Source organism: Prevotella denticola (assembly GCF_900454835.1).
Classification (GTDB): domain Bacteria; phylum Bacteroidota; class Bacteroidia; order Bacteroidales; family Bacteroidaceae; genus Prevotella; species Prevotella denticola.
Genome location: NZ_UGTM01000002.1, coordinates 625035 through 648671, shown reverse-complemented (window position 1 = coordinate 648671; position 23637 = coordinate 625035). Strand labels below are relative to the sequence as shown.

At 49.0% G+C, this 23637-nt stretch carries 12 protein-coding genes; 7 read left to right on the top strand and 5 right to left on the bottom strand.

The genetic code is table 11. The features are described 5' to 3' along the window. The first annotated feature begins 90 nt into the window (after positions 1-90). From DYH27_RS10760 to DYH27_RS10750, 3 genes are read left to right on the top strand one after another with little or no spacing between them, the layout of a single operon-like run. Positions 91-1092, top strand: coding sequence for a type IV toxin-antitoxin system AbiEi family antitoxin (locus tag DYH27_RS10760; protein WP_004378812.1), 1002 nt, complete (start codon positions 91-93; stop codon positions 1090-1092). Beyond that, a complete protein-coding gene (locus tag DYH27_RS10755) occupies positions 1070-1924 on the top strand; it encodes a nucleotidyl transferase AbiEii/AbiGii toxin family protein (protein WP_004378811.1) in 855 nt (284 codons plus the stop codon). The genes DYH27_RS10760 and DYH27_RS10755 overlap by 23 nt, the downstream gene beginning before the upstream one ends. After that, positions 1905-2540 carry a PP2C family protein-serine/threonine phosphatase gene (locus DYH27_RS10750; RefSeq protein ID WP_081457123.1) on the top strand — a complete coding sequence of 212 codons (636 nt, stop codon included), beginning with the start codon at positions 1905-1907 and terminating at the stop codon, positions 2538-2540. The genes DYH27_RS10755 and DYH27_RS10750 overlap by 20 nt, the downstream gene beginning before the upstream one ends. An 86-nt stretch (positions 2541-2626) precedes the next feature. Here the strand turns inward: DYH27_RS10750 and DYH27_RS10745 are convergent, their stop codons facing one another. The 4 genes from DYH27_RS10745 to DYH27_RS10730 all read right to left on the bottom strand — a co-directional run bounded on the left by DYH27_RS10745 (position 2627) and on the right by DYH27_RS10730 (position 13717). After that, complete coding sequence (locus DYH27_RS10745) at positions 2627-8902, bottom strand: helicase-related protein (RefSeq protein ID WP_029216611.1); 6276 nt, start codon at positions 8900-8902, stop codon at positions 2627-2629. 93 nt (positions 8903-8995) lie between these two features. Beyond that, a complete protein-coding gene (locus DYH27_RS10740) occupies positions 8996-11080 on the bottom strand; it encodes a type IA DNA topoisomerase (RefSeq protein WP_025067905.1) in 2085 nt (694 codons plus the stop codon). Positions 11081-11100: 20 nt separating this feature from the next. Then, positions 11101-12504 (bottom strand): DUF4099 domain-containing protein, encoded by a 1404-nt coding sequence (locus DYH27_RS10735; RefSeq protein ID WP_025067904.1) that lies wholly within the window; start codon positions 12502-12504, stop codon positions 11101-11103. 193 nt (positions 12505-12697) lie between these two features. After that, positions 12698-13717, bottom strand: coding sequence for a helix-turn-helix transcriptional regulator (locus DYH27_RS10730; protein WP_025067903.1), 1020 nt, complete (start codon positions 13715-13717; stop codon positions 12698-12700). A 550-nt stretch (positions 13718-14267) separates the two neighbouring features. Here DYH27_RS10730 and DYH27_RS10725 point away from each other — a divergent pair. The 4 genes from DYH27_RS10725 to DYH27_RS10710 all read left to right on the top strand — a co-directional run bounded on the left by DYH27_RS10725 (position 14268) and on the right by DYH27_RS10710 (position 21486). Further along, positions 14268-16007: a helix-turn-helix domain-containing protein gene (locus DYH27_RS10725; RefSeq protein ID WP_025067902.1), complete on the top strand. Its 1740-nt coding sequence runs from the start codon at positions 14268-14270 to the stop codon at positions 16005-16007. Positions 16008-16138: 131 nt separating this feature from the next. Further along, positions 16139-16405: a hypothetical protein gene (locus tag DYH27_RS10720; RefSeq protein ID WP_025067901.1), complete on the top strand. Its 267-nt coding sequence runs from the start codon at positions 16139-16141 to the stop codon at positions 16403-16405. A gap of 200 nt (positions 16406-16605) precedes the next feature. Next, positions 16606-21174, top strand: a complete 4569-nt coding sequence (locus tag DYH27_RS10715) for a hypothetical protein (protein WP_025067900.1) — start codon at positions 16606-16608, stop codon at positions 21172-21174. A 105-nt stretch (positions 21175-21279) separates the two neighbouring features. Next, on the top strand, positions 21280-21486 hold the full coding sequence (locus DYH27_RS10710) for a hypothetical protein (protein WP_013671958.1): 207 nt from the start codon (positions 21280-21282) through the stop codon (positions 21484-21486). 108 nt (positions 21487-21594) lie between these two features. Here the strand turns inward: DYH27_RS10710 and mobC are convergent, their stop codons facing one another. Beyond that, complete coding sequence (mobC, locus tag DYH27_RS10705) at positions 21595-23598, bottom strand: conjugal transfer protein MobC (RefSeq protein WP_115338019.1); 2004 nt, start codon at positions 23596-23598, stop codon at positions 21595-21597. Between the last annotated feature and the right edge of the window lie 39 nt (positions 23599-23637).

Here is a 23637-nt window from a genome sequence, read left to right as displayed (position 1 = left end):
ATAATGAACGAAAAAATTTGCAGTTTGATTTTTGTTCACTATCTTTGCAGTGTTCAATCCTATTGAACGACTATAAATATTGAACAAGATATGTACGGAATACAGATTATAGATCAGGCGGTTAGTGCGATAAGGAGACAGTGGGAGGATTCTCAAGATGTCATAATCGATGCGCTTCAGCCGGAAACGCCTTCGATGGAACAATACGTCAGAATTATGGGCATAGAGTTCCGATGCCTTGTTGAAAATGAGATAAATGGAACAAATATCCTGCGCATTGAAGAAAAATCAAAGAGCTGTATGGGGACTTACAAGGGACCTGTCATATTGGTTGCAAGATATGTACAGCCATCTGTCTATGGAACTTTGCGTAAAATGGAACTTAACTTTGCTGACACGGCAGGTAACTACAATATACAGTACACGAAGGGCAGGAAAGTGATATTCCACCTTTCTCACACAGGGGAGAAAGCCCCTGTGAATAACAACAAAAACTATCCTATATTCCAAGAAGCAGGCCTGAAGGTAATCTTTTATCTCTTGCAAGCTCCTGAGAATGTGGGCAAATCTTTTCGGGAAATCAAGGAGTATAGTGGAGTTTCGATAGGTACTGTCAAAAATGTGATTGATGAATTGGAAGTCCGTAAGTTTATTCTCGTAACTCAGAAGAAAAGAGTTCTGAAAAAACGTCGTCTTTTGCTCGATTTATGGTCGGAAAACTATCATCAGATATTAAAGCCCAAGTTGCTGTTGAAGCAGCTGGATTTTCGGACACCGGAACAAAAAGAAAAATGGGAAGAAATAGCATTGCCAAATGGTATGTTATGGGGTGGAGAGTGTGCATCTAATTTATTGAATGGTTACCTTACTCCGGAACTTTTTGAACTCTATACAGAGACATCTTTCTCCAATCTGATGAAGACTGGCGCAACACGGACTACCGAAGGAGTTATTTATGTATATCAGAAGTTTTGGAAAGGCGATGTAATGCCCTGCATTTTGATATATGCCGATTTAGTAAGTAGCGGAGACAGCCGTTGTATTGAAGCTGCAAATAAATTATTAAAAGATGAACTTTCAGATTTCGAGTAAGAAGATTGGCAACCCCCTGTTGGTTGAACTGCTAAGAAAAGTCAGTCATTGTTTTGCTGAGATTGGGCAGGATTTCTTTGTTATCGGGGCTACTGCGCGAGATATTTTAATTCGGCAGTTAGTAGGTATAAGTTCAGGGAGAAAGACGAGGGATTTAGACCTCGCCATAGCCATTCCCGATTGGGATGCATTCGAAGAGATTAAGCGGGCATTATTAGCACAAGGGTTTCAAAAAGACGGACAGATGTATCAACGGTTCTATGATGGCGACTACGAAATGGACATAGTACCATACGGAGATATAGAAAGAGAAGATGGATACATATACTGGCCTCCTGAGGAGGATATAGCTATGTCCGTTAAGGGGTTTGCTGATGTGCTGAGTGGTGCTATTACCGTAACGATTGACAATGAATTCGACATCAAGATAGCATCGTTGCATGGATTATTTGTATTGAAGTTCAATGCTTGGTTAGACAGGAATATCCAAACGAATAAAGATGCCGTAGATATGGCATTCATTCTGGAAAACTATTTCATTGCTAACTTGAATAGGAACTTGCATGCAGAAGTGTATGATTGGGAAGACTTTGATGAGATTGTTGTCGGAGCTTATTGGCTTGCTTATGACATTGTCGGATTTCTATCAAAAGAGCATCTTTTCCACTATGAGCAATGTCTGCGGAATGAGATAGAGAAAAGAGAAAATAGCAGGCTGATACAACAGGTTATAGATAGTAGCAGTGTTTTTTCTTATGAGAAACTGCTCCTCGCATTTCAAAAAATGATTGCCGTATTTGATAAAGTTTTGCATGGTGAAGATTCAGATTGAAAGCTTAAGTATTCCGGCTGGTAAAGAAAATGGAGATTACATTCTCCAACGAGAATTGCCTAATGGAGCAACACTCATTCTACTTGCAGATGGGATGAGTGGTTTGTCGTTGCCGGAAAGTGCTTCAAAAATTGTTTGCGAAGCTATCTCAGAATATTTTGTAAAAACCGATATAATTGATTGTACGGAACATATCCTCAGGAGCATCAAATATGCTGATGAGCGTTTGGCTGCTTTTTGCAAGGAGAAGAAATCCAAGATGGGTTCGGCTTTACTTCTTGTATATATCAGTGATGCTATGCTCTTCTACACATCTTTGGGAGATGTGCGCCTATACTATCGAGACAAACAAGGAGAAGTAACTCAACTAACAAACGATGATACCATTATGCAAGGAGCAGACACTTATCTGACAACTTGCATTGCGGGAAGAGGTTTTAGAAACCCCATTCAGGTTCAACGTTTGCCATTGAACATGGGTGATTCTCTGCTGCTTTGTAGTGATGGCTATTACAAAGTTCATGATATTCCCCATTGTTTTCACCATAAAGAGCAGACACCTCCAACATTGGTAGATGACGACAGCTCTGTTGTCAGAATAGAAATTATACAATGAATCTGTCAAATTCTCTGATACGGTTTCTCAAAAGCGTCAAACACTTTATTTCAAGTACTTGGCGCTTTTCGATACAATAAGACATTCTACATCTTCCACTTTGGTTTTGAGATAATAACTTTGCTCGTAATGTCATTGTTGTCGGATACATTCTGCTGACTATTGTTCTTGGGAGATGTGGGCAAAGGTATGTTGTCTGTGTTTTTTGAGAATGAATTCTTATAAGAACGGGGTTCTGATATATCATCTACTGATTTACTTTGCTGTATGGCACCATGCTGTGCCTCTTGCCCTATATCCTCTTTTTCCTCCTCCGGTGGAGCAAGGGTAAGTGCAATTCGCCTATCCAGTTCGGCTGCCTCGCCTTTGAGCGTGCGAAGCTCTTCTTCCTTTTTCCAAGAGCTGCCCGCAATGTTGGTGTAAACGTCTTTATTGGCTGCGACCTTTTCCATCTCCTTTTCGTGCGACTCTATTACCTTCGGGATACGCTCCAAGGCATTGATAAAGTTCTGGCAAGCAAGTTTCGGATCGGATGCCAGCTTACCGTTATTATAGGTATAGTAGATACTCTCCTGCCCCTTCACAAAGAAACGATTTACAGAGCAATCAAACAAGTCCTTGGAAGTGCTCTCCGTCTTAACCATAATAGAAAAGCCATAAATCTCACCGATTTTGTTGTATTCCCCCTTGGTGCGTGCTTTCTCGTCTATTTCCTGCAGACGTGCAGCAATGGCCTTGATATCGGTGCTGTCTTCCACACCTTTGATAGTCAGCTTATTGATAGGCACACCTTCCTCATCACGCTCCACACGCTTCTCAAAGAGAGCCAAGTCAGACTGTGCCTCCTTGACTTTGTCTGTATGGAAAGACACGGAACTCTCAATCTCTGCCAGCTTGCCCGTTGCGGCATCACGCTCACGGAGAAAGTTCTTGCGCTCTGATTCCAAGGTGGTAATCTTCTTATCCAATCTTGCTTTTTCCAAAAGGTCGGTATTGCCTGAAAGTACTGCTACATATTCTGAAAAGTTCATACCGCTGTCCTCGTCCATCGATCCCTCGTCAATGGTACGGCTCCCTAAAGTGTTCGTCTTTAACTGGTTGATGAAAAGCTGCTTGTTGTGCAGCAGGTTGAACTTGTAACTGTCCAACGAGCGTTCCACGGCATAAATAATCACATCGACCTTGTTGTCGGCAAACTCCTTGGCAACAAGATTACCTTTACGGATGGCACGCCCGTTACGCTGCTCTAAGTCCGATGGTCGCCACGGCGTGTCAAGTTGATGGACCGCTACTGCCCGCTGCTGGGCATTCACACCTGTGCCCAACATGGACGTAGAACCGAAGATAATGCGAATATCACCACGGTTCATCGCATCTACCATTGCCTTCTTTGCTTTCTCGTTCTTGCACTCCTGAATGAAGCGTATCTCATAAGATGGAATATGATAGTCTTCTACCAACTTTCTCTTGATTTCCGAATAGATATTGAAGTCTCCACCAGGCTTGTAAGTACCCAAGTCTGAGAAAACAAACTGCGTTCCTTTCTGTGCATCGTACTTTTGGTAATAGTCATTGAGCATTTTGGCACAGTGACTTGCCTTGTTGTCGATATGATCTGAGTAAGCATTTTCATCAATCATGCGTAAATCAAGGCTCATCTTGCGGGCGTAATCCGTTGCGATGAGCATTTTTGCCCTTCCCTCGCTCTCACTCAGAGGTGCTCGTCCCAAGATTGTGGCATCTCCACTCTTGGCAAACTCCATCAACTTGCCGATAAAAACCTCCTGCTCGGGCGTGGGCGGTATGTTATGCAGTATCTCGTTCTTCTCGGGGCGGTCGATACCGATGTCCTTGGCTGTGCGAAAGTCGCAAATCTCCGCATAGAACGAGGCAAGCTCCGGCACTTTGATAAAGGTGCGGAACCGCTCTTTCTGAATGATGTCGTTTGTGATGGAGAACTCATAGTCAGTTGATTTCTTGGCAAAGACTGCTGCCCAAGCATCAAAACTGTTGATACCCTGTTTTTCTAATGCCTGCGGACGGAGATACTTGAACAGAAGATACAACTCCGTCAGGCTATTGGAAATGGTCGTTCCCGAAAGGAAAGTCGCTCCTAAGTCCTTGCCCGACCGCTCCTGTATGGTGCGTATGGCAAAGAGCATATTGAGGGCTCTCTGTGAGCCGTCGGGATTGCCCAAGCCCGACACACGGTCGTGACGGGTGTTGAACATCAGGTTCTTGAATTGGTGGCTTTCATCGACAAAGAGGTGGTCAATACCCATCATCTTGAAGTCCACGGTATCGTCTTTTCTTTCGGCGATGCTGTCCTGTATGTTCTGCAGCTTCGCTTCAAGCGTCTGCTTGCGTTTCTCCAAACCTTTGAGCATTCCACGGGAAATCTCCGCTCCCTGCATACGCAGGACTTCGAGGTTTTCCTCCACGGAGTCCATCTCCTTCTGCAGGATAGCCTCCTGTATCTCCAAGGCCTGCGGTATCATGCCGAATTGCTCATGCGTGAGGATGATGCAGTCCCAGTCGTTGTTCTTGATATCGTTGAAGATGCGCTGGCGGTTCTGCTTATTAAAATCGTTCTTACCTGGATAGAGTACCTTAGCATTAGGATAAGCTTTCCTAAAGGTATCGGCAATGTCGAATACGTTTGCCTTCAGACCGATAATCATCGGCTTGTTGGCCAGTCCCAATCGCTTCATCTCGTAGGCTGCCGTACACATGATGAGAGTCTTGCCTGCTCCCACCTCGTGGTCGCAGATACCTCCGCCGTTGGTTTTGAGCATCCATACGGCATCTTTCTGACTCTTGTACAGATCGGCAATACCCAATCTTTTTAGGTCAAGATCGGGAAAAGTCTGATGCGTACCGTCAAAGTTGGGGCGCACAAAACAGTTGAAAAGGCGGTTGTAACGGTCGGAGAGTTGCTGCTTGAACGTATCGGGTGTCTGTCCGAGCCAATCGACAAAGCCCTGCCTGATTTCCTCAATCTTGGCATTTGCCATCTGTATGGCGTGTCCGTCACGTACCTTGACGGTCTTAATTTCTCCCGTAACCTTATCCGCCACCTCCTTACTCTTGTTGATGTCGGGAATGGTATTGTGCAGGGCGTGCTTCAGGAGATTGATGCCGTCATAGCGACGAAACTCGCCTTGTACTGCATACTTGTGCCAGATGTTGGCATTCTTGCGGTCGCATGAAATGGAATACTCATCCATATTGGAGTGATACGACACGCCTATCTCCGTTCCGAAGAACTCAGAGGCGAACCTGCCATAGACCTTGGCAGGTATCCATCGCTCACCGAGGTTGAAGTCAAGTTCGGCAAAGGGAATGGGCGTAGGTGTGGCTGCACGTAGGGCGGCAAGGCTTAGCTTGGCTTCCTCGTGTCCGGGATGGTCCAAGAGCCACGACTCGATACGTTCCGCCTTTTCAATCACGTTACCCGAAATGAACTTGTCCGCCACCTCATAACCGCCCTCTTCGGGATTGTAGAAGATGCGTCCCTCCAGAGCTGAAATGATGTCGCTCTCTTCCATATCGGGTAGCAGGGAACTCATATAGTCGAGTTCCACCGAGCCATACTTGTTGAGCGATGCACCGAGTGCTTCCATCGGGTCAGCTGCGACGGTCAGTTCGGTGGTGGCGAATGCCGTGGGATGGTCAAAGATGTCCGCCTTGATATATTTACCGTTCTCGGAACGTTCCAAGAACAGTATCTCCATGCCCGTGGCGTCCATCTTGATGATGTCGGTATTCGTCTTCTGGTTAAAATAGCCCCAGCGTAGGACATAGCCGTCATAAAGTCGGTTGAGTTTCTCGCGTTCTTCCTTGTCCTCTGCTTGATTGTTCGCTTCATAGTCATACAGTCTGTGATAACTATCCCTGATGTCGATATATGCCTTGAGCCGTGAGAGTTGTGAATAAGGCAAGTCCATCGGATTGAAGGTGGGATGCCGCTTCAAATCAGAAAGAAAACCGACCTGCCCCTTCTGCACGACAATGGAGCCGTCCCTCAAATGCGAATCGGGCGATGAGAGAAAGGGACGGGGTGAGGAATCAAACTCCTTTTTCACCTCCGCTATCGGTTGTGGTTTTCGCTCTTCGGCTTCATTCATGAAGTCAAAGAGAGATGGCTCACGATATGAGGGGGAGATGATCTTCTTATTGCCCTTTCCTCTGGTTTTACGCCCTGGAGTGACTGTAGGTTGTTTTTCGCTCTCCTTTCCTGCTTTGTTTTCCGGTTGCTTTTGAGCTGTCTGCACCTGCGATTTTGGAGCTTCTTTAATCTCGCTGTTCACGCGCGTTACTTCCTGCGTCCAGAGATTGTATTCCTCCGGAGCGAACAGTGAAGGCTGCTCCGTTTCCTGTCGCTCGTCCATGCCGTTCATCACCGGATGATGGTCATCGTCGAAATAGACCATCTGGCCGTTCATCTCCCGTGGAGACTCCACATCGGTACGGATTTCCTTCACATCCTGCTCATACTGACGGTGAAGAGTCAATGTAGGCACGCCTTCAGGAGCAGGCTCATAGGAAATGTGGTCGATAGCCTGCACGATTTGCCTATTAGCCTTTTCCCTGACTTGCTCCCCAGCCTTTTCTACTTGAACTTCCTCCTTGTCCTCTTCCGTGGAGAGCTTCTCCTCCATTGGCTGAGCCAGAACTGTCGGCTCGGCTTTTTTCTTGATTTCCTCAATAATCGGCTCCTTGGTGTATTGTCCTTGGACAATCTCCTCCAGTTCTGCAATCTCGTGCAGTTTCTTGGGGCTAAAATATAAGTCTCGCTCAATGCCTAACCCATGTATCTTGACTTCCTCCATTTCGTCAAGCGACATATTGCCCAGTTCCCAACCATAGCCCATCGTGACAGCACCGAAACCGATGCGGGTCTTCGGGTCGTACTCCAAGAGGTAGGCCGTATATGCCCCCATCGGGAAGAAATAGCGTGCGTAGGCTATTTTATCGCCAATGAGTTCCTTCTCCGTGCTGTATAGTTTGGGCAATTGTTTCCTGATGCTGTCGGGCATGAGATTATAGGCGTTATCCGCCTCCTTGTCCGTTTTTGGCTCCTCGTTGGGCAAATCAACCGTTATACCCAACTTCTGCAGTTGTTTCTCCACTTCTTTCTGTCGTTCCTCTTCCGTCATCGGTATGCCAGTTTCATAGAGCTTTCGGTCAAAGCGTTGCTCAAATTCCAAGGAGAGTTGTGTTCTGATACTCTCCGCCATATCATCAATGCTGCCATCGAAGCGATACTCCCATGCAGGTTTGCCGTATGGGTCCCTGCCCATCGTGCGTTCCGTGGCAATGGTGCGGTGGGCTATGTCCTTCCATTCACCATCAAAGAGCGAGTTGTGCTTGAATACGACAGAGGAACCTTCGGCTATGGGAACAGACACAGAAGCTACGAACTGCTGTTCGATGCCCTCGCCGATGGTCTTGCCCGACTGCTTTTGCAGGACGATGAGGTCGCTGCCGACTTCCGTTCCTGCATTCTCAGAGAACATACCCGACGGCAGGCGGAGAGCGGAGATAAGCCGGCTGTTCTGCATCAGATAACGGCGGATGGCTTCGTTCTTCGGGCTGTCCAGCACACCCTGCGAGGTGATGAATGCCATCAGCCCACCTTCTTTAATGCAGTCCAGCCCCTTTACAAAGAAGTAATTGTGGATGGCTCGTGTGGATTCGCGTTTGAGAATGTCCTTGCCCTTGCTGTACTCACGGTCATAGACCATGAAATCACCAAAGGGAATGTTACTCGTTATTAGGTCGTACTTGTCCTTATCCTCAAATTCCCCGATGGCTTCAAAAGGGACTTGGCGGACAATGATATTGCCTTGCCCATAAGGATGAATGGCTTGTGAGATACGGGCTGTGAGCAGGTCTTTCTCCATTGCATCGACCATACCGGCCTTTTTCGCAAAGGTCTCAGTAAAAGCTCCCATGCCTGCCGACGGATCCAAGCATCGACGTATGGGAACATCTACTGAAGAGAGTGCGTCTGCAATGGCATTGACGATACGGGTGTCAGTATAAAAGGACGTGAGCACGCTTGCCTTGATGCTCTCCCAATAACGTTTGGCGGTATTGGCATCGACGGCATCACGGTAAATCATCTGCTTGAGCCTTTGGGTAGGCTCGAAGAGGTGTTGCTCCGACTTGCTCCAATAACGAATGTCGTTGGGGTTGTCCGTGCGGTTAAGCACGCATTTCAAGCCACCGAAGCCCTGATAGTCGCGCAATATGCCTTTCTCTGCTTCGGTGGCTTCACGGCGTTCTTTCTCCAAGCGCAGCACGACACGGATGGCTTCCGTGTTGGCCGCCAAGACTGCTTTCTTATTGTATGCCATAATAATATGCTTTAATTAAAGAAAAGTGAAAAAGGTCAGAAGATACTCGTGCTACCTCCCGACCAATTCTGTTCCTCTTTGTTTCTGTCGGGATTATCTCCCTCGTTGTTTTCCTTTCCTATTCTCAAACTCAAATGCAGTGGTACAGTCGTCCTGCAATGCCAGACGAGCATTGAACTTCTTACCAGCCTTGCTGGTCAAGCCATTGAGAACGGGTGTCCGTCCTGTGGTTATTAAGTCCCGGATATTGTCCTCGGAGAGCAGCGTGCCACAGATCTCACGGAAGATGTGGAAGTCGCATCCCTCGTGTCTGCATTTGGCGACTTTGGTATAAATGCCCACACTTTCGTTACCACATTTAGGGCAGTGGTAGGTGGGGTAAGACTTCTGCACCTGTGGAGCAAGGGCAAGGAGTTCCTCGCAGATAGTGCCGACGTATGAGTTGATGCCTTGCGCGAACTTCTCCGCCGGCATTTGTCTCGCCTCGATAGCGGCAAGAGCCAGTTCCCAACTGCCAGTCATCTCCGCATTGGCAATCTTCTTGTCCTTGACAATCTCATAGACTGACAAGCCTTTTTCGGTAGGTATGATAGCTTTCTTATTCCTACGGATATAGTCACGGAGAATAAGCGTTTCGATAATGTTGGCACGGGTTGCAGGTGTGCCGATACCGCACTCTGCCATCGCCTTCTTGCTTTCAGCATCTTCGACATCTTTCCCAGCGTTCTCCATTGCAGAGAGCAGAGTTGCTTCTGTGTAGAGTGGTTTCGGCTTGGTCTTATGCTCGGTAATCTCTGCATTGAGAAGTGACAGGACTTCACCTTCCGTTAAGCTGGGCAGGGCGGATAAGGTCTGTTCCTCGTTTTCCTTTCCATTTTCATTTTGAGTGTCAGCGCCTTGCTGCACGTCTTTCCAACCCAAAGAGATTTGTCGGCACGCCTTCCAAGTAAAGGTATTGGTGCCGTCCGTGAACTTCACCTGCATACGTTCTTCCTCTGAGTCGGGAGAGAAAGCCTCTAAAAAGCGAGTTACTATCATTTGATAGATGGTCGCCTCGTACACCGACAAGCCCGAAGGGGTTTCTCCTGTGGGGATAATAGCGTGGTGGTCGGTAACTTTTGCATTGTCCACAGAATGGCGGTTAAGCGGATTGGATAGCGCCTTGTCTATCTTGCGAAGCAGGACGGGTACTTCCTCAAAGACATCCTCACTGATGTATCGGCTGCCTGTGCGGGGATAGGTCGTGATTTTCTTCTCATAGAGGCTCTGGGCAATCGAGAGGGTCTTGTCTGCTGAAAAGCCGTGGCGTCTGTTGGCTTCTTTCTGCAAGGCAGTAAGGTCGTACAAGAGTGGTGGTACGGTATGTCCCACCTGTTTTGCGACCGACTCTACTTTAAGCCGGCTCTGACTGCGGAGCGCAGCGAGAGCTGTCTGTGCCGATGCTTTATCCTCATAGTCTTCACAGCCAACGGCTTTCAGCGACATGCCCTCTTTCTCCGTGAAAGCAGAAAGTTTCCAATAGGGTGCGGAAGAAAAATCACGGTTCTCTATGTACCGACGGCAGACCATAGCAAGGGTTGGGGTCTGTACCCGTCCCAAGGAATAGCCGCCTTTGCGAGCAATGGACAGCGCACGACTTGCATTGATACCCACGAGCCAGTCGGCTTCGCTTCTTGCCTTGGCGGAATGATAGAGGTTGTCGTAATGGCTTCCGGCCTTGAGATTAGAAAGCCCCTCACGGATAGCTCTGTCCGTGAGTGAAGAAATCCAAAGGCGGTCGAAGGGTTTTCGGCAATTGAGATAGGAATAGATGTATCTGAAGATAAGCTCACCCTCCCGACCTGCATCGGTAGCAACGATGATGCGGTCAACCTTGTCAAAGCAGGATCGTATCACCTTGAGCTGCTTGAGTGCTGCTGGGTCGGATATATAGTCCTTATCCTTACGTACTTGTCGTACCACTAACTGAAAAGGATTGGGACGGATGGGTAGATCTTCAGCTTTGTAGGCAGAAAAACCATAGGTTTCGGGCATGGCAAGGGCGATGAGGTGTCCCATTGCCCAAGTAACGAGGTAACCGTTGCCCTCCATGTTTCCGTCCTGCTTACTATCTGCCCCAACAATGCGGGCAATATCTCTGGCTACCGAGGGCTTCTCGGCAATAATACAAGTTGTCATAGTGATAAATGGTTTTAAGGTTACATTCTACGTCCACGGGATTTCTTCTGTTTGTTTTCGTCCTGCTTTTGCTTCTGCTCGGCAGTAGGCTGTGTCTGTCCCGTTTTGAGTGGTTCTTTCACGTTCTTGGTGGCTTCATTCGTCTTACCGTGGTTATTCACGGCTACCTGTGTTTTGTGTTCTTCGGCTACGGCAACCACCTTTTCTTTGCCGGTTTCCTGCTTCTTGTCAGGATTCCACTTGTAAAAACGTGGGCGGTTCTGTTCCTTGTCCATGCGAACGTATGCATTGAAAGGCTGCCCCTGTTTGTCCACCATATTCTTTAGATATAGTGTACGACCGCTATCCAAAGCTTCACGCTGTTTTTCTGAGAGTTCCAGTCCGCAGAGTTTATGCGGGACGCCTTGTTGCTGTGTCTGCTGCTGCCGTTCCTTGAATCCACGGTTGTCACCAAAGATAAATTCAATGCCTTTCTTCTCTGCATTGACCTGCAGGGTGGCATTGAAGGATTTGCCACTCTTGGCAGTCATACCTTCCACTTTCACGGCTTTGCCTTCCACAAGGTCTTTATACTGAGCATCAGAAAGTGTCACGCCCTTGATTTCCTTGGGAATGTTTACCCGATCTGCACGCAGGGCGATGATTTCATTCGTCTGCGGGTCAATAGAAACGTATGCAGAGAAAGGCTTTCCGTTCTTGGGTGTCACCTCGATGGTCTTGCCGAGATTACCGGTAGTGAGGAGTTGCTCCTTTTCTTCGGGAGAGAACTTGTAGCCCATATAGGGAAAATCGAGTTGTGGCTCCTTGCGTAAAGGATGGATAGCCAAACCGATGTTGCCGTTGTCATCCGTGCGGAATGCAAGGCGTGCATCAGTATAAATGGTGGTATCACCCATCGGGATGGCAATCGTAATGAGGTTGCTCTTCTGCCAAGAAAGCATTTTTTCCAATTCTCCACTCTGCTCCAATCGCTCACGGGTAAGACCGAGATTGTCGAGTTGCTTCCAGTCCACCTTTTCAGGATCGATGGCGGTGGCATTCTTCTGTTTGGGCAAATAATCCTCAAAGGAAACACCCATCTCTGCCAGTTGCTGTTTGCTTTCTGGCTTCTCTCGGTTTTGTAGCATAGTGCGCAGGTTGCCCACGCCCTGTTCCACGTTGTCTGCCACGACCTTGTACAACCCGAAATGAGTCGGGTTATTAAACTGTTTGAGGAAGTTGGTCATGAAGTTCTTCAGCAAGCCGTCTTTGTTGTTGAATTTCAAAAACGCTGCTTGATTGGCTGCTGTGGCTTCCGTTGTTTGGAGTTTTCCCTTGTCGTTGATACCTGAAACAACGGAGAGTTTCCCCACTTCCTTTTCATTCTTCACTTCCGTGCGGTCTTCCAGAACCAGCACATAATTGTCATTGCTGTTTGATTCCATTGCTTGATAATTTTAATGATGAATATTGTTATCAAGCAGCTAAATTATAGGTATATGAAGAAATTGAAAAACTTTTGGGAAAATCGGGAAATACAGGGAAAAAACAAGAAGCCATTATCCGAATCTATATGGAAAGCGGATAATGGCATGTTATAAATAAATATGAACGTTTCCGGTAGAGGAACTTATTTATTTATTTCCTCCTTTTCGAATATTCTTTTTCTATCAATAAATTGATGAGAAATTTCTGCAAGTCTTGGTCAGTGGGTACATTGAGTTTCTTGCGGATGTGGTTACGCGTCACGTCGACGTTGTTTTCGGTTTTGTCAAGTAGCAGGCCGATTTCGCTCCGCTTCTTTCCCGCGAGAATGAGGCGGCACACATCCGTTTCTGATTTAGTCAGACAGGGAAAGTGGTGCCCCAGATCGCAGTCATCCATCAAGTGTTTTTTCAGATGCAGGCGCACGGCGTTGATAAGGTTGCGTTGCGATTTCGGTTTGAGCATGGAAAACAGGCGGTCCGTGTCCTCGGGCGAAGGGTGGCTGTTGCCGCTCATGCGCAGATAGGCCTCTATCTCCTGCCTGTTCAGCCTGACGGCGTGCATCAGTGCCGTCTCACGGTGATGCAAATCGGTATTTTCCTTCGTTACACTCATCACATTATATCGCAGCAGCTCGCCCAGCGTGCAGAGGAAAAACTGCACGAAGAGGAAGAAAGCGAACAGACGCCAAAGCGAAGGCTCTTGAAGATAGGCTGCCACACAACCGTAGCTAACCACACTGATAGCAGAGACGATAAAGGGGGTGATCCGGACAAAGCTCAACACAAGGAAGAAGACGGCCAGCAGCGACGTTACCTGATTGATGAGGATGAGCTGCAGAAAATGGTCGGGACGTACGGTGGCGAAATAAAAGAAGCGCACGGCGATGGTACACTGCGCCACGAGCACCGTGAGTGAAAAAGCCTTGGGAAGTGTCAGCCGCTGCGTGAGATAGAGCAGCAGCGAAAGAAGGCATGTCGCAAGGTGTATGCCGCTCATGGAAAGTGGCAGCCTGTCGTGTGAGCCACCCAGCCTCATGAACTGCAAGGAGATGACGGAAACAACGAGAAGGGAGTGGAGCAAATACACGATGACGCGGTGCCGTTCAATGGTGTTTGTAGTGCGCGACCGTAGGAATGCCGATACCTTTTCTGTGAGAGAATGAATGAACATTGTTGCCGTTTTTTACTTTTTATAACGACTGCAAAGATACGTTTTTATTTTCTCTTTACCAAGCTTTTTATTAAGTGTTTTTAAGGGATAATTAAGGTTTTTAGGGGTGTAATGAAAGCCTTTAAATGGTCTTTCTGCTAAGAAACTCTGATTTATAACATTCTGTTTGTTATTTTTGTATAGTCTTTTGCTGTTCTCGCAGAAATATTCCTTGCAGAACAGCCAAGAAATGAACTGTCCAGCATACGAAATTCAGCAGAAAGGAATGCGAAATGAGAAAATGAGAACGTAGAAATATATTTAATTCATAATTAGCAAAAAGAGTTATTCATAAAGAGAATGAGATTATGGCAAATGAAAAACAACAGGCATCATTCAGAGAATCAGGATCAGCACCTACCTCTTCGTCCTGATACTGGTGGCACGGCAGGGATAGAAAATAGCTCAAACAGAGCAGTCGTTGCTACTACCTGCGGGATATACTTTAGGGGGAGGAAGGACAAGAAACCTGTTATGTCTATGAAACCGTAAAACTGAATATATACAGGAAATGAAACATTTTATCACATTACTGTTTGTCATTACACTCTGCGCAGGAGAAATGTATGCCGCCACTCCGGCAGACTCCATCCGCAAAGAGATGAAGCACCTCAAAGGAGAAAAACTTTTGCAGGCCTACCATCATCTTTGCCGGTTGGCAGCTGCCGAAGATAATATGGGCTATGAATTACGCTGCATCCGTGAATATCTTGCCGAATCCTTACGTCAAAAAGACAAGGAGGCGGAAGCCCAGGCGCGCATCACCCAGTTGTATTGCTATTACAACTACGAGATGACCGACAGCATTAGCTACTATTTGCCCGAAGTCCTCAGTGCAATGAAAAAGAACGGCACATGGGATTATTACTACAATGCGTGGAACGTGCTGATTGAGAGTTATCTCTACGAAGACAAGGTGCAGACCGCATTGTTTGAAGCGCAAAAGATGTATGCCGACGCGCGAAAAAGAAAGAGCAACTATGGATTAGGCACTTCCACCTACGGCATGGCATGCATCTATCAGACAATGGGACGCTTCCGCGAAGCCGAGAAGACCATCGAGGAGAGCATTGTCGCACTTTCCAAGGTTGATGAAATCTCACAATTGCTCTCTGCCTACAACGTCTTGGGCGAAACGCTCGACGGACTGCGGAAATATGAAAAGCTAAGGGTGAAATGCGCGGAATGGAAAGCGATCATCGACAAATACAAGAAGGAAGCCCTACAAAAAGGCTACACACCCTCGCTCAACGGACGCTACCTCTACTGCACGCTGGCAACTGCCGTCGCTGAATTGGAAACAGGCCATTACGACCGCGCCAAGGAATTGCTGCAGCTCGCCGATAAATATGCCGAGGAACGCAAAGCCGTTGCCCGATTCAAGCTTCTGCAAGTGAAAGCCCGCTACTATGCAGCCACAAAACAGTACGACCGGGCCATTGCCTGCAACAACGAGAACATGGGCATCATGACTGCCGCCGGCGACTCTGTCAGCCTGCTCACCGTGCAGATGCAGCAAGCCGACCTCTACATGCAGGCCGGACGATACAAGGAAGCCGCAGAATTGTACAGCCTTGTCATCCCACACAAAGACAAACTGCGCAACACTGAGCTTGCCAAGCAGCTCGACGAACTGCGCACCATTTTCGAGGTTGACAAGCTCACACTCCGGAACGAGGTTATCACAACACGGCTCTATCTCTCACTCATCATCGTGGCATTGCTGCTTGCCACCGTCGTACTTTACATTATCTACACCCGCCGCTTGCGCCGCAAAAACAGGGCTTTGTACGACTCTATTCTATTATACCGCAAGGCGGAAAGCGACATGGAGACCGCGGCAAGGCTTGTTCCCGAGGAAGAACTCGACCGTGAAGGAAAAATCTATCGCCAGTTGTGCGAGCTGATGCAGAAAGAGAAAGTATATAAAGACACGGAGTTGAACCGCGACATTCTCTCAAAGCGGATTGGAACAAATGCCGTCTATATCACCAATGCCGTGCGCAAGTATGCCGACGGAGCCACAATCAACGAATTTATCAACGGCTACCGGCTGCGGCACGCGGCATCGCTGCTCACCAACAATCCCGACTTGAACATCAACGAGGTGGAATATAGGTCAGGATTCAATTCCCGAGCCACATTTAACCGTTGTTTTCGGGCTTTCTTCGGGATGTCGCCTTCAGAATACAAAGCCGTTTCCAAAGAAAAAAAGAAAACGCAAAAGGGCTCATCCGAAGAGAGGGCATAGGTGTTCCGGACATTTATAAATCAATCGTCAATTCTTAGTGAATTACAAATATGATACAAGTTTTTGCAAATATGAAACGCCCTGTTGGTCTTCGTAGAATAATTTTGCAACAGAATCAACAAACAGCAAACATGAAAAAGAACTGTTGGGTATATATTTTAAAAAATAAAACCGGAGAATTCATCATCGGCTTTTCACTCGATATGGATAAAAAGTTCACCGAAATCTCCACGCGAAAGGAAAAGCTGTCTTATCTCCGTCCGTTTGAAGAACCGTTTGACGGCTTGGCGCATAAGCATCTTTTGGATTCCCTTTCCAAAGATACGATCAACCATCTTGTACGACGTAATCGGGAACAGACAGAAATATACAAGGAAGTCTTCCAGAAAACGCAGTAACTACGCCACGCCCCCGATAACCAAAAGAATATTTATTTTTTTAATTTCAAATTCAATATGAAACAACAAAACATCATTCAGAGGCTCTGCCTCTTTCTGTTCGTCCTCGTGCTCGCCGTACCGGCGTTGGCACAGAAAGAGCGGGGGGGGGTACCTTCAACATCGGCTCGGCAGCCGACTGGAAAACCTTCTGCGACCGTGTGAACAAAGGCGAGACCACGCTCAACGCCAAGATGACGGCGGACATTGAACTCAACGCCGACATCGACCTCGGCCAGGAAATTGTCATGGTGGGCAATCAATACCATCTTTACTCCGGTACCTTCGACGGGCAGGGGCATACGCTCACGATCAACTGGAATACCGGCACACGTGTTCGGGTAGCACCATTCGAAAGTGTGGAGAACACCACCATTAAAAACCTGCACGTCAAAGGGGAGATCAAGTCTAAAGGAGATGGTCTTAGCGGATTGATTGTTAACGTGTATGGCACTACCACCATTTCGGGCTGCATCATTGAGGTGAATCTCAAGGCAAAAACTATTTTAGCGGGCATGGTTCGTTGGGTAATCAATTATGGCAAGCTTACCATTACCGACTGCATCGTCAAGGGCGACTTCACTGTCACGAAAAAGGGAGAAATAATTAGCGGATTTGTATGTCGTCAGTATGGCAACTGTACCTTGACCAACTGCCTCTACCTCGGCACGAACAACGCCAACAACAACGAAAGCTACACCTTTGCCGGGAACAACACCGAAGTCAAGAACTGCTACTACCTGAACGCCTGCGGCAAGGCACAGGGCACGAAAATTACCGACGAGCAACTCAAAAACGGCGCGGTGGCCTATATGCTGCAAGCCCGCAGAAGCCAAATGGTGTGGGGACAGACCATTGGAACGGATGCGCAGCCGCAGTTCACCGCCGACGAGGCTAAGAAAATCTGCAAGGTGGACTTCATCGACAACGGCAAGACTGTCTTTTCACGATACGTCAACAAGGGCGGTAAGGTGACGGCACCCACCGTGCAGGACATCAAGGGCACGAGCTACACCCCCCACCATTATTACGCCCTCACCGTTGCGAGCGACTTCAATGCCAACGCTCCCGTCAATGACGACATGACCGTGGAGGTGTCGTTCACTGAAAAGGAATTCTACGAAATCGCCTCGAAAGACGATTGGAAAGCGTTTTGCGACATTGTGGAAAGCGGTCAGACTTCCGTCGACGCTAAGCTGATGCGCAACGTCGACCTCGGAGGGGATATCGTGCAGGTGGGCACTTCCTCCAAGTATTATTCCGGTACCTTCGACGGACAGGGACATACGCTCACGGTCAACTGGAATGTCAACGCCAGCGACATCGCCCCCTTCCGGCATGTGAGGGGCGCCACCATCAAGAACCTGCGCACCGCAGGGACAATCAAGTCGAGCCGTATGTATATAGGAGGACTGATTGATGAGGCGTATGGCGAAACCACCGTCACGGGCTGCGTGAGCAACGTCGACCTCACCAGCACCTATGCCGACGACCGCTGCGGTGCAGGAGGCATGGTGTCGTATATCGGCTCCAACTCGCGCGTCGACTTCACCGACTGCATCGTGAAAGGCTCGATCTACGCCAGCACCGACAAAGGAAAGACCGGCATGGGCGGATTTGTATACAGTCAGAACGGCACCTGCACCTTTACCAACTGCCTCTACATCGGCACCAACAATGCCAACAGCAGCAGCGAAAGAATAAATACCTTCGCCCATAACGCCACCGTCACCAACTGCTACTACCGCAACAACTGCGGCAGGGGGCAAGGCACGCAGGCAACCGAGGAGCAACTACGCAACGGCTACGTGGCCGCCAAACTGCAAGGCAGCAGGAGCAACCAAGTATGGGGGCAGGTCATCGGCACCGACAACGCGCCCGACCTGACCGCCGACGCCGCGAAGCAGCTCTACAAGGTGGAGTTCACCCGAGGCGGCAAAGTCGTGGCCACCCGCTATGCCAACCCAGGCAAGAGCGTAGGCAGCTTCCTCGCCACGATTCCCGCGAGAGACGTCGTAGGCTCGGGCTACAACGCCAACCACTTCTACGCCCTCAGCTTCGACGGCGGATTTACTGCCTCGACGCCCGTCAACGGCAACATGACCGTAGGCGTGTCGTTCACCGAGAAAGACCACTACGAAATCAAGTCGGCCGCCGACTGGAAAACCTTCTGTGAACTCGTGAACAACGCCGGGCAGAACGGCATGAACGTCAAGATGACCGCCGACGTCAACATCGGCAGCGACATCGCCAAGGCGGGAACGTCCTACACCCCCTATCGCGGCACCTTTGACGGGCAGAACCACGTGCTCACCTTAAACTGGACAGACAACGCAAACAGTGACATCGCCCCTTTCAGGAGAGTGAGTGGCGCCACGATCAAGAACCTGCGCACCGAGGGGAGCATCACCGCGCGCTATCACTATCTCAGCGGACTGATTGACGAAGCGGCTGGCGGCAACATCACCGTATCGAACTGCGTGAGCAACGTCAACATCACCAGCACCCACAACGACCCGTGCAGAGCGGCGGGACTGGTTAACTATGTATTCACCAATGCCCACGCCACCATCAACGACTGCATAGTGAAGGGCAGTATCAACGCCACTACCGACAAAGGCCAGCTGGGCATGGGCGGCTTCGTGTATGTGCAGAACGGCACTCTCGTGATGAACAACTGCCTCTACGCCGGCAATAATAACGCCTACAGCGACGGCGAAAAAAACAACACCTTCGCCCCGACCAATACCTCTGGCGGCACCACCACCCTCAACAACTGTTACTATCTCAACGCCTGTGGCAAGAAGCAGGGCGAGCAGATTTCCGAGGCACAGCTAAGAAACGGATACGTGGCATATATGCTACAGGGCAAGCGCGCCGACATGGCGTGGGGACAGAAGATAGGCACGGACAAAGAGCCGCTGCCCACCGACGAAGCCGCTAAGCACGTCTATCGGGTGCAGTTCACCCACAACGGACAAGCCAAAGCCGCCGCCTACGCCAACAGCGGCAAGACCGTCAGCCTGCCCGCCCTGAGCAAATTCCTCGGCGAGGGCTACAACCCCCACCATTACTACGCCCTCGCCTTCGGCGACGGCTTCACGCCCACGACACCCGTCGATAGAGACCGCAGCGTGCCCGTCACCGTCACCGAGAAGGATTACTACGAAATCGCATCGAAGGAAGACTGGAAAGCGTTCCGCGACCTCGTGAACGATGGACATACCGCCGTCGATGGCAAGCTGACAAAGGACATCGATCTCGGTACCGAAATCCTGATGGTGGGCTATTATTTGCCCAACGTTTACTCCGGCACGTTCGACGGACAGGGGCACACGCTCTCTTTCAACTGGGATGCCGGCAACAGAGGAGAGATTGCCCCCTTCAAGAATGTGAAGGACGCCACCATCCGCAACCTGCGCACCCAAGGGAAGATTACGTCGAGCAGTTACGATAGCCAGTTATCCGGATTGATTAATTATGCTTATGGCAACACCACCATTTCGGGCTGTGTCAGCGAGGTGGACCTCAAGGGGAGAAGCTCATTGGCAGGCATACTTCAATGGCCGGATGACACTGCCCATATCACCATTAACGACTGCTTAGTCAAGGGAAACTTCCACGCCACGTCCGACCTGAATGGCGGTACAAGTAGAACTATATCCGGATTTATAGCTCATAGGCACAAAGATGCCGCCTGCACGCTGAACAACTGCCTCTACCTCGGCACCAACAACGCCAGCCCCAAACCCAGCGACAAGGGATTTTCGAGCTTCACCTTCTGCTCGGGAAGTGAGCTGAACGAGGGCACCGGCTTTACGCGCATCAACAACTGCTACTACCTCAACCCCTGCGGCAAGGTACAGGGCGACAGGGTAACCGCCGACCAACTGAAGAGCGGCGAGGTGGCCAAAATGTTGCAGGGCGACCGCAAGGACAACAGCTACTGGGCGCAGGCTTTGGGCGAGATGCCGAGCCCCTACCGCGAGACCGGCAAGGCAGAGGTGAACTATGTATATTATAATAAGGAGAACAACAGCTGGGTGTGCGACGACTTCCACCTCACCGACGGCACGAAGCTGCCCATCGGCATCGACTTCACCGCCGCCAACGTTACCTACGAGCGCGACCTTTCCATAGGGAAAGCCACCCTTTGTCTGCCTTACGACTTGTATGCTCAGGGCTTCAAGGTCTACACCCTCTCGGGCGGCAACAAAAACGAAGTCCATTTCAAGGAAGTGGACGACAAGCTCACGGCATACACGCCGTATTACATCACGGCTAACGGTATGCCACAGCTCGGCGGCAGAAACATCGAGGTGAAAGCCTACAAGGCCGACAAGATGACGACCCCCGCCGCAGGTTACAAATTCACGGGTACGGTAGCCGGCGTGAGCAACGCCACCGCTGCCGCTGCCAACGCCTACATTCTGCAGGACGATGGCAAGTTCCACAAGGTAACGACGGCCAATTCCGCCGCCACCATTCCTGCCTACCGTGCCTACATCATCTGTCCACCGCAGGCGTCAGGTGCCAAACAGCTCTCTGTCGTCCTCGACGGCGAGACCACGGGCATCGGCAACGTGACGAACGAGGCTACTGACGGAAAGAACGGTCCGGTGTATGACCTGCAAGGCCGACGCGTGGCCGACCGCCTCGATGACGCCGCACGCCACCGGTTGCCCGCAGGCGTTTACATCGTAGGCGGACGCAAGGTGGTAGTGAAATAAAAAAGATGTCTCTCTCATCGGGGGGGGCGGCACGCCCCGAATCCCACGGAAACGGGCGGTGCGCTCCCCCCGATGATTTAAAACAAACAGTTAATTAATAAAAAAATGAACAATTACATCAAACCGGAAATCAATGTAGTTCCCATGGAGTTAGAAAACTCTATCCTCGCTGGTTCCACCAGCGTGGGCATCGGCGAAGGTCCTGCCACGGGACCAGCACTCTCGAAAGGCAACAACTTCTTTGACGATGAGGACTACGAAAAGGAGTATGGCGCTCCGAGACGTACCTCGACATCGCAGTGGGATGATTAATCCTATCTTCGGGAGCGGTGCGCAACAGGTGCCGCACTCCCGATGAGTAACTTTTCTCGGAAACCTTTGCAAGGAACAGATGCTTTGAGACATCGGTTGGTAAATGATCTACTCCTTGTTCAAGTGGGCAAGAGCCGGGTCGGCCTTGATGCGTTCCTTCTCCGATTCCACAAGTAAGAGAATCTCTTGTTTGACACGTTTATAGTTGGCTTCTATGGTCTCTTTGAGATTGTCGGAGCCATCTTCGTTTGTAAAGTCTGCAATCGTAGGAATAGGTTCGTAGGTCTTTGTTTCTGCAGATACCTTGGCACTATCCACCACAATCTCAGCATGGAAAATCTTCTGCTCGATACGCTCGTCAAAGTTGTCGGACACCGCACCCACAAACATACCCTGTGTGAGATTACTGATTTTGCTTGCAGGGATAAGGCTGTCCATCTGTGTGGAGATAGAGGTGGATTTGTCGTTGCGGTTGATGGTCATGGACTGTCGTTGCTGAAGTACCTTACCAAACCGTTCGGAAAGCGTCTTAGCCGTCTCACCGACTACCTGCCCGGAAAAAACATTTCCCACCGTATTTTGAATCACCTTGCTTTCTTTGTCTCCATAGTCACGGGTTAACTGCGAAAAGTCCTGAAAGCCCAGACACACTGCTACTTTATTACTTCGGGCTGTGGCAATCAAATTATCAAGTCCACGAAAATAAATGGTAGGCAGCTCGTCTATAATAACCGAGGATTTGAGTTGTTTCTTCTTGTTGATGAGCTTCACGATACGGCTGTTGTAAAGTCCGAGTGCAGCCGAATAGATATTCTGTCGATCAGGGTTGTTGCCCACAACAAGGACTTTCGGCTCATTAGGGTTATTGATGTCGAGCGAGAAATCATCACCCGTCATCACCCAATAAAGTGCAGGAGAAATCATACGGGATAGTGGTATCTTGGCACTGGCGATCTGTCCCTGTAGCTGATCCTGTGCTCCACCCTCCCATGCGTCCATGAAAGGAGAAAGGTAATTGGCAAGCTCATCATAGGAAGTAAGTATCGGGAATATCTGTGCGTAGGGGCGGTTCAGGAACTCGATGGCATGGGGAAAGGTGCAATACTTCCCGTTCTCGTATATCTTCAGAAACCAGATGATGGCAGCCAGCAGAATGATTGGTGACTCCACAAAGAAATCACCCTGTTTCTGAATCCACGAGCGGTTGAGGTTGAGCATGATGGTGTAGGCACTCTCGTAGGCATCTGAGATGTCTGTCATAAAGGTTGGATTGATGGGATTGCACCGATGCGACTTTCTCGGATCATCGAAGTTGATGACATAAAACTGCGGCTTTACCTTATAGGCATCCAAGTGATGAAGCAGATGATTGTAGGCTATCTCCGACAAATCGGGGAACTTATAGTCGTAGATATACATCGCAAAGCCTTTCTCTATCTGTTGCTTGATATAGTTGTTCACGATAGCGTAGGACTTACCCGAACCCGGTGTGCCGAGCACCATTGAGGCACGAAATGGATTGACCACGTTAATCCAACCTTTGTTCCACTTCTTCTTATAGTAAAAACGTGTAGGGAGATTGACAGAGTATTCATTCTCCATCAATCGTGTTTCCTGCATGAAACTCTCGTTCTCCGTGTTGAACACATCGTCCATCAAGTTGTTTTTAAGCAATCGGCTCATCCACACGCCACCCATCAGCAGACAGATATAGCCCAAAGACAGCGTAAAGATATAGAGCGAAGCTGCACCAATTTTTCCTATGGGCAATGCCAACAGCCACCAGTTGAGAAAGAAAAAGACAAAGCCGGAGAAAAGCACCGTCCAAATCTTCGGCCATGTGATTGTCTCTTCCTTAACGCCTTTTGTCCCAAGGCAGGACAAAGCCAGAAACACTACACAAAAGAGTTTCGTCCAAAGGATGGAAGAAAACAATCCCGTCGTTCGCTGGAAATTTATCAGTATCTTATTGATGATACCAAGTGTGAAGTGCCACTGCTGAAACGCCTCGTAGCAGAACCAATAACAGTTGATAAGGAGGAATATCACCGATATACCCCGCATAAAGTCCATGACCTTACCTAACGCCCTTAAATCGTCTTCCTGTGCCATAATTGAATAAAAAATTGTATCCGTCCTTATGTCTAAAAT

What these genes read in the sequence shown, in the direction of transcription:
- DYH27_RS10760 (WP_004378812.1), top strand. Translation starts at nt 91, where the DNA reads ATGTACGGAATACAGATTATAGATCAGGCGGTTAGTGCGATAAGGAGA.
- DYH27_RS10755 (WP_004378811.1), top strand. Translation starts at nt 1,070, where the DNA reads ATGAACTTTCAGATTTCGAGTAAGAAGATTGGCAACCCCCTGTTGGTT.
- DYH27_RS10750 (WP_081457123.1), top strand. Translation starts at nt 1,905, where the DNA reads ATGGTGAAGATTCAGATTGAAAGCTTAAGTATTCCGGCTGGTAAAGAA.
- DYH27_RS10745 (WP_029216611.1), bottom strand. Translation starts at nt 8,902, where the DNA reads ATGGCATACAATAAGAAAGCAGTCTTGGCGGCCAACACGGAAGCCATC.
- DYH27_RS10740 (WP_025067905.1), bottom strand. Translation starts at nt 11,080, where the DNA reads ATGACAACTTGTATTATTGCCGAGAAGCCCTCGGTAGCCAGAGATATT.
- DYH27_RS10735 (WP_025067904.1), bottom strand. Translation starts at nt 12,504, where the DNA reads ATGGAATCAAACAGCAATGACAATTATGTGCTGGTTCTGGAAGACCGC.
- DYH27_RS10730 (WP_025067903.1), bottom strand. Translation starts at nt 13,717, where the DNA reads ATGTTCATTCATTCTCTCACAGAAAAGGTATCGGCATTCCTACGGTCG.
- DYH27_RS10725 (WP_025067902.1), top strand. Translation starts at nt 14,268, where the DNA reads ATGAAACATTTTATCACATTACTGTTTGTCATTACACTCTGCGCAGGA.
- DYH27_RS10720 (WP_025067901.1), top strand. Translation starts at nt 16,139, where the DNA reads ATGAAAAAGAACTGTTGGGTATATATTTTAAAAAATAAAACCGGAGAA.
- DYH27_RS10710 (WP_013671958.1), top strand. Translation starts at nt 21,280, where the DNA reads ATGAACAATTACATCAAACCGGAAATCAATGTAGTTCCCATGGAGTTA.
- mobC (WP_115338019.1), bottom strand. Translation starts at nt 23,598, where the DNA reads ATGGCACAGGAAGACGATTTAAGGGCGTTAGGTAAGGTCATGGACTTT.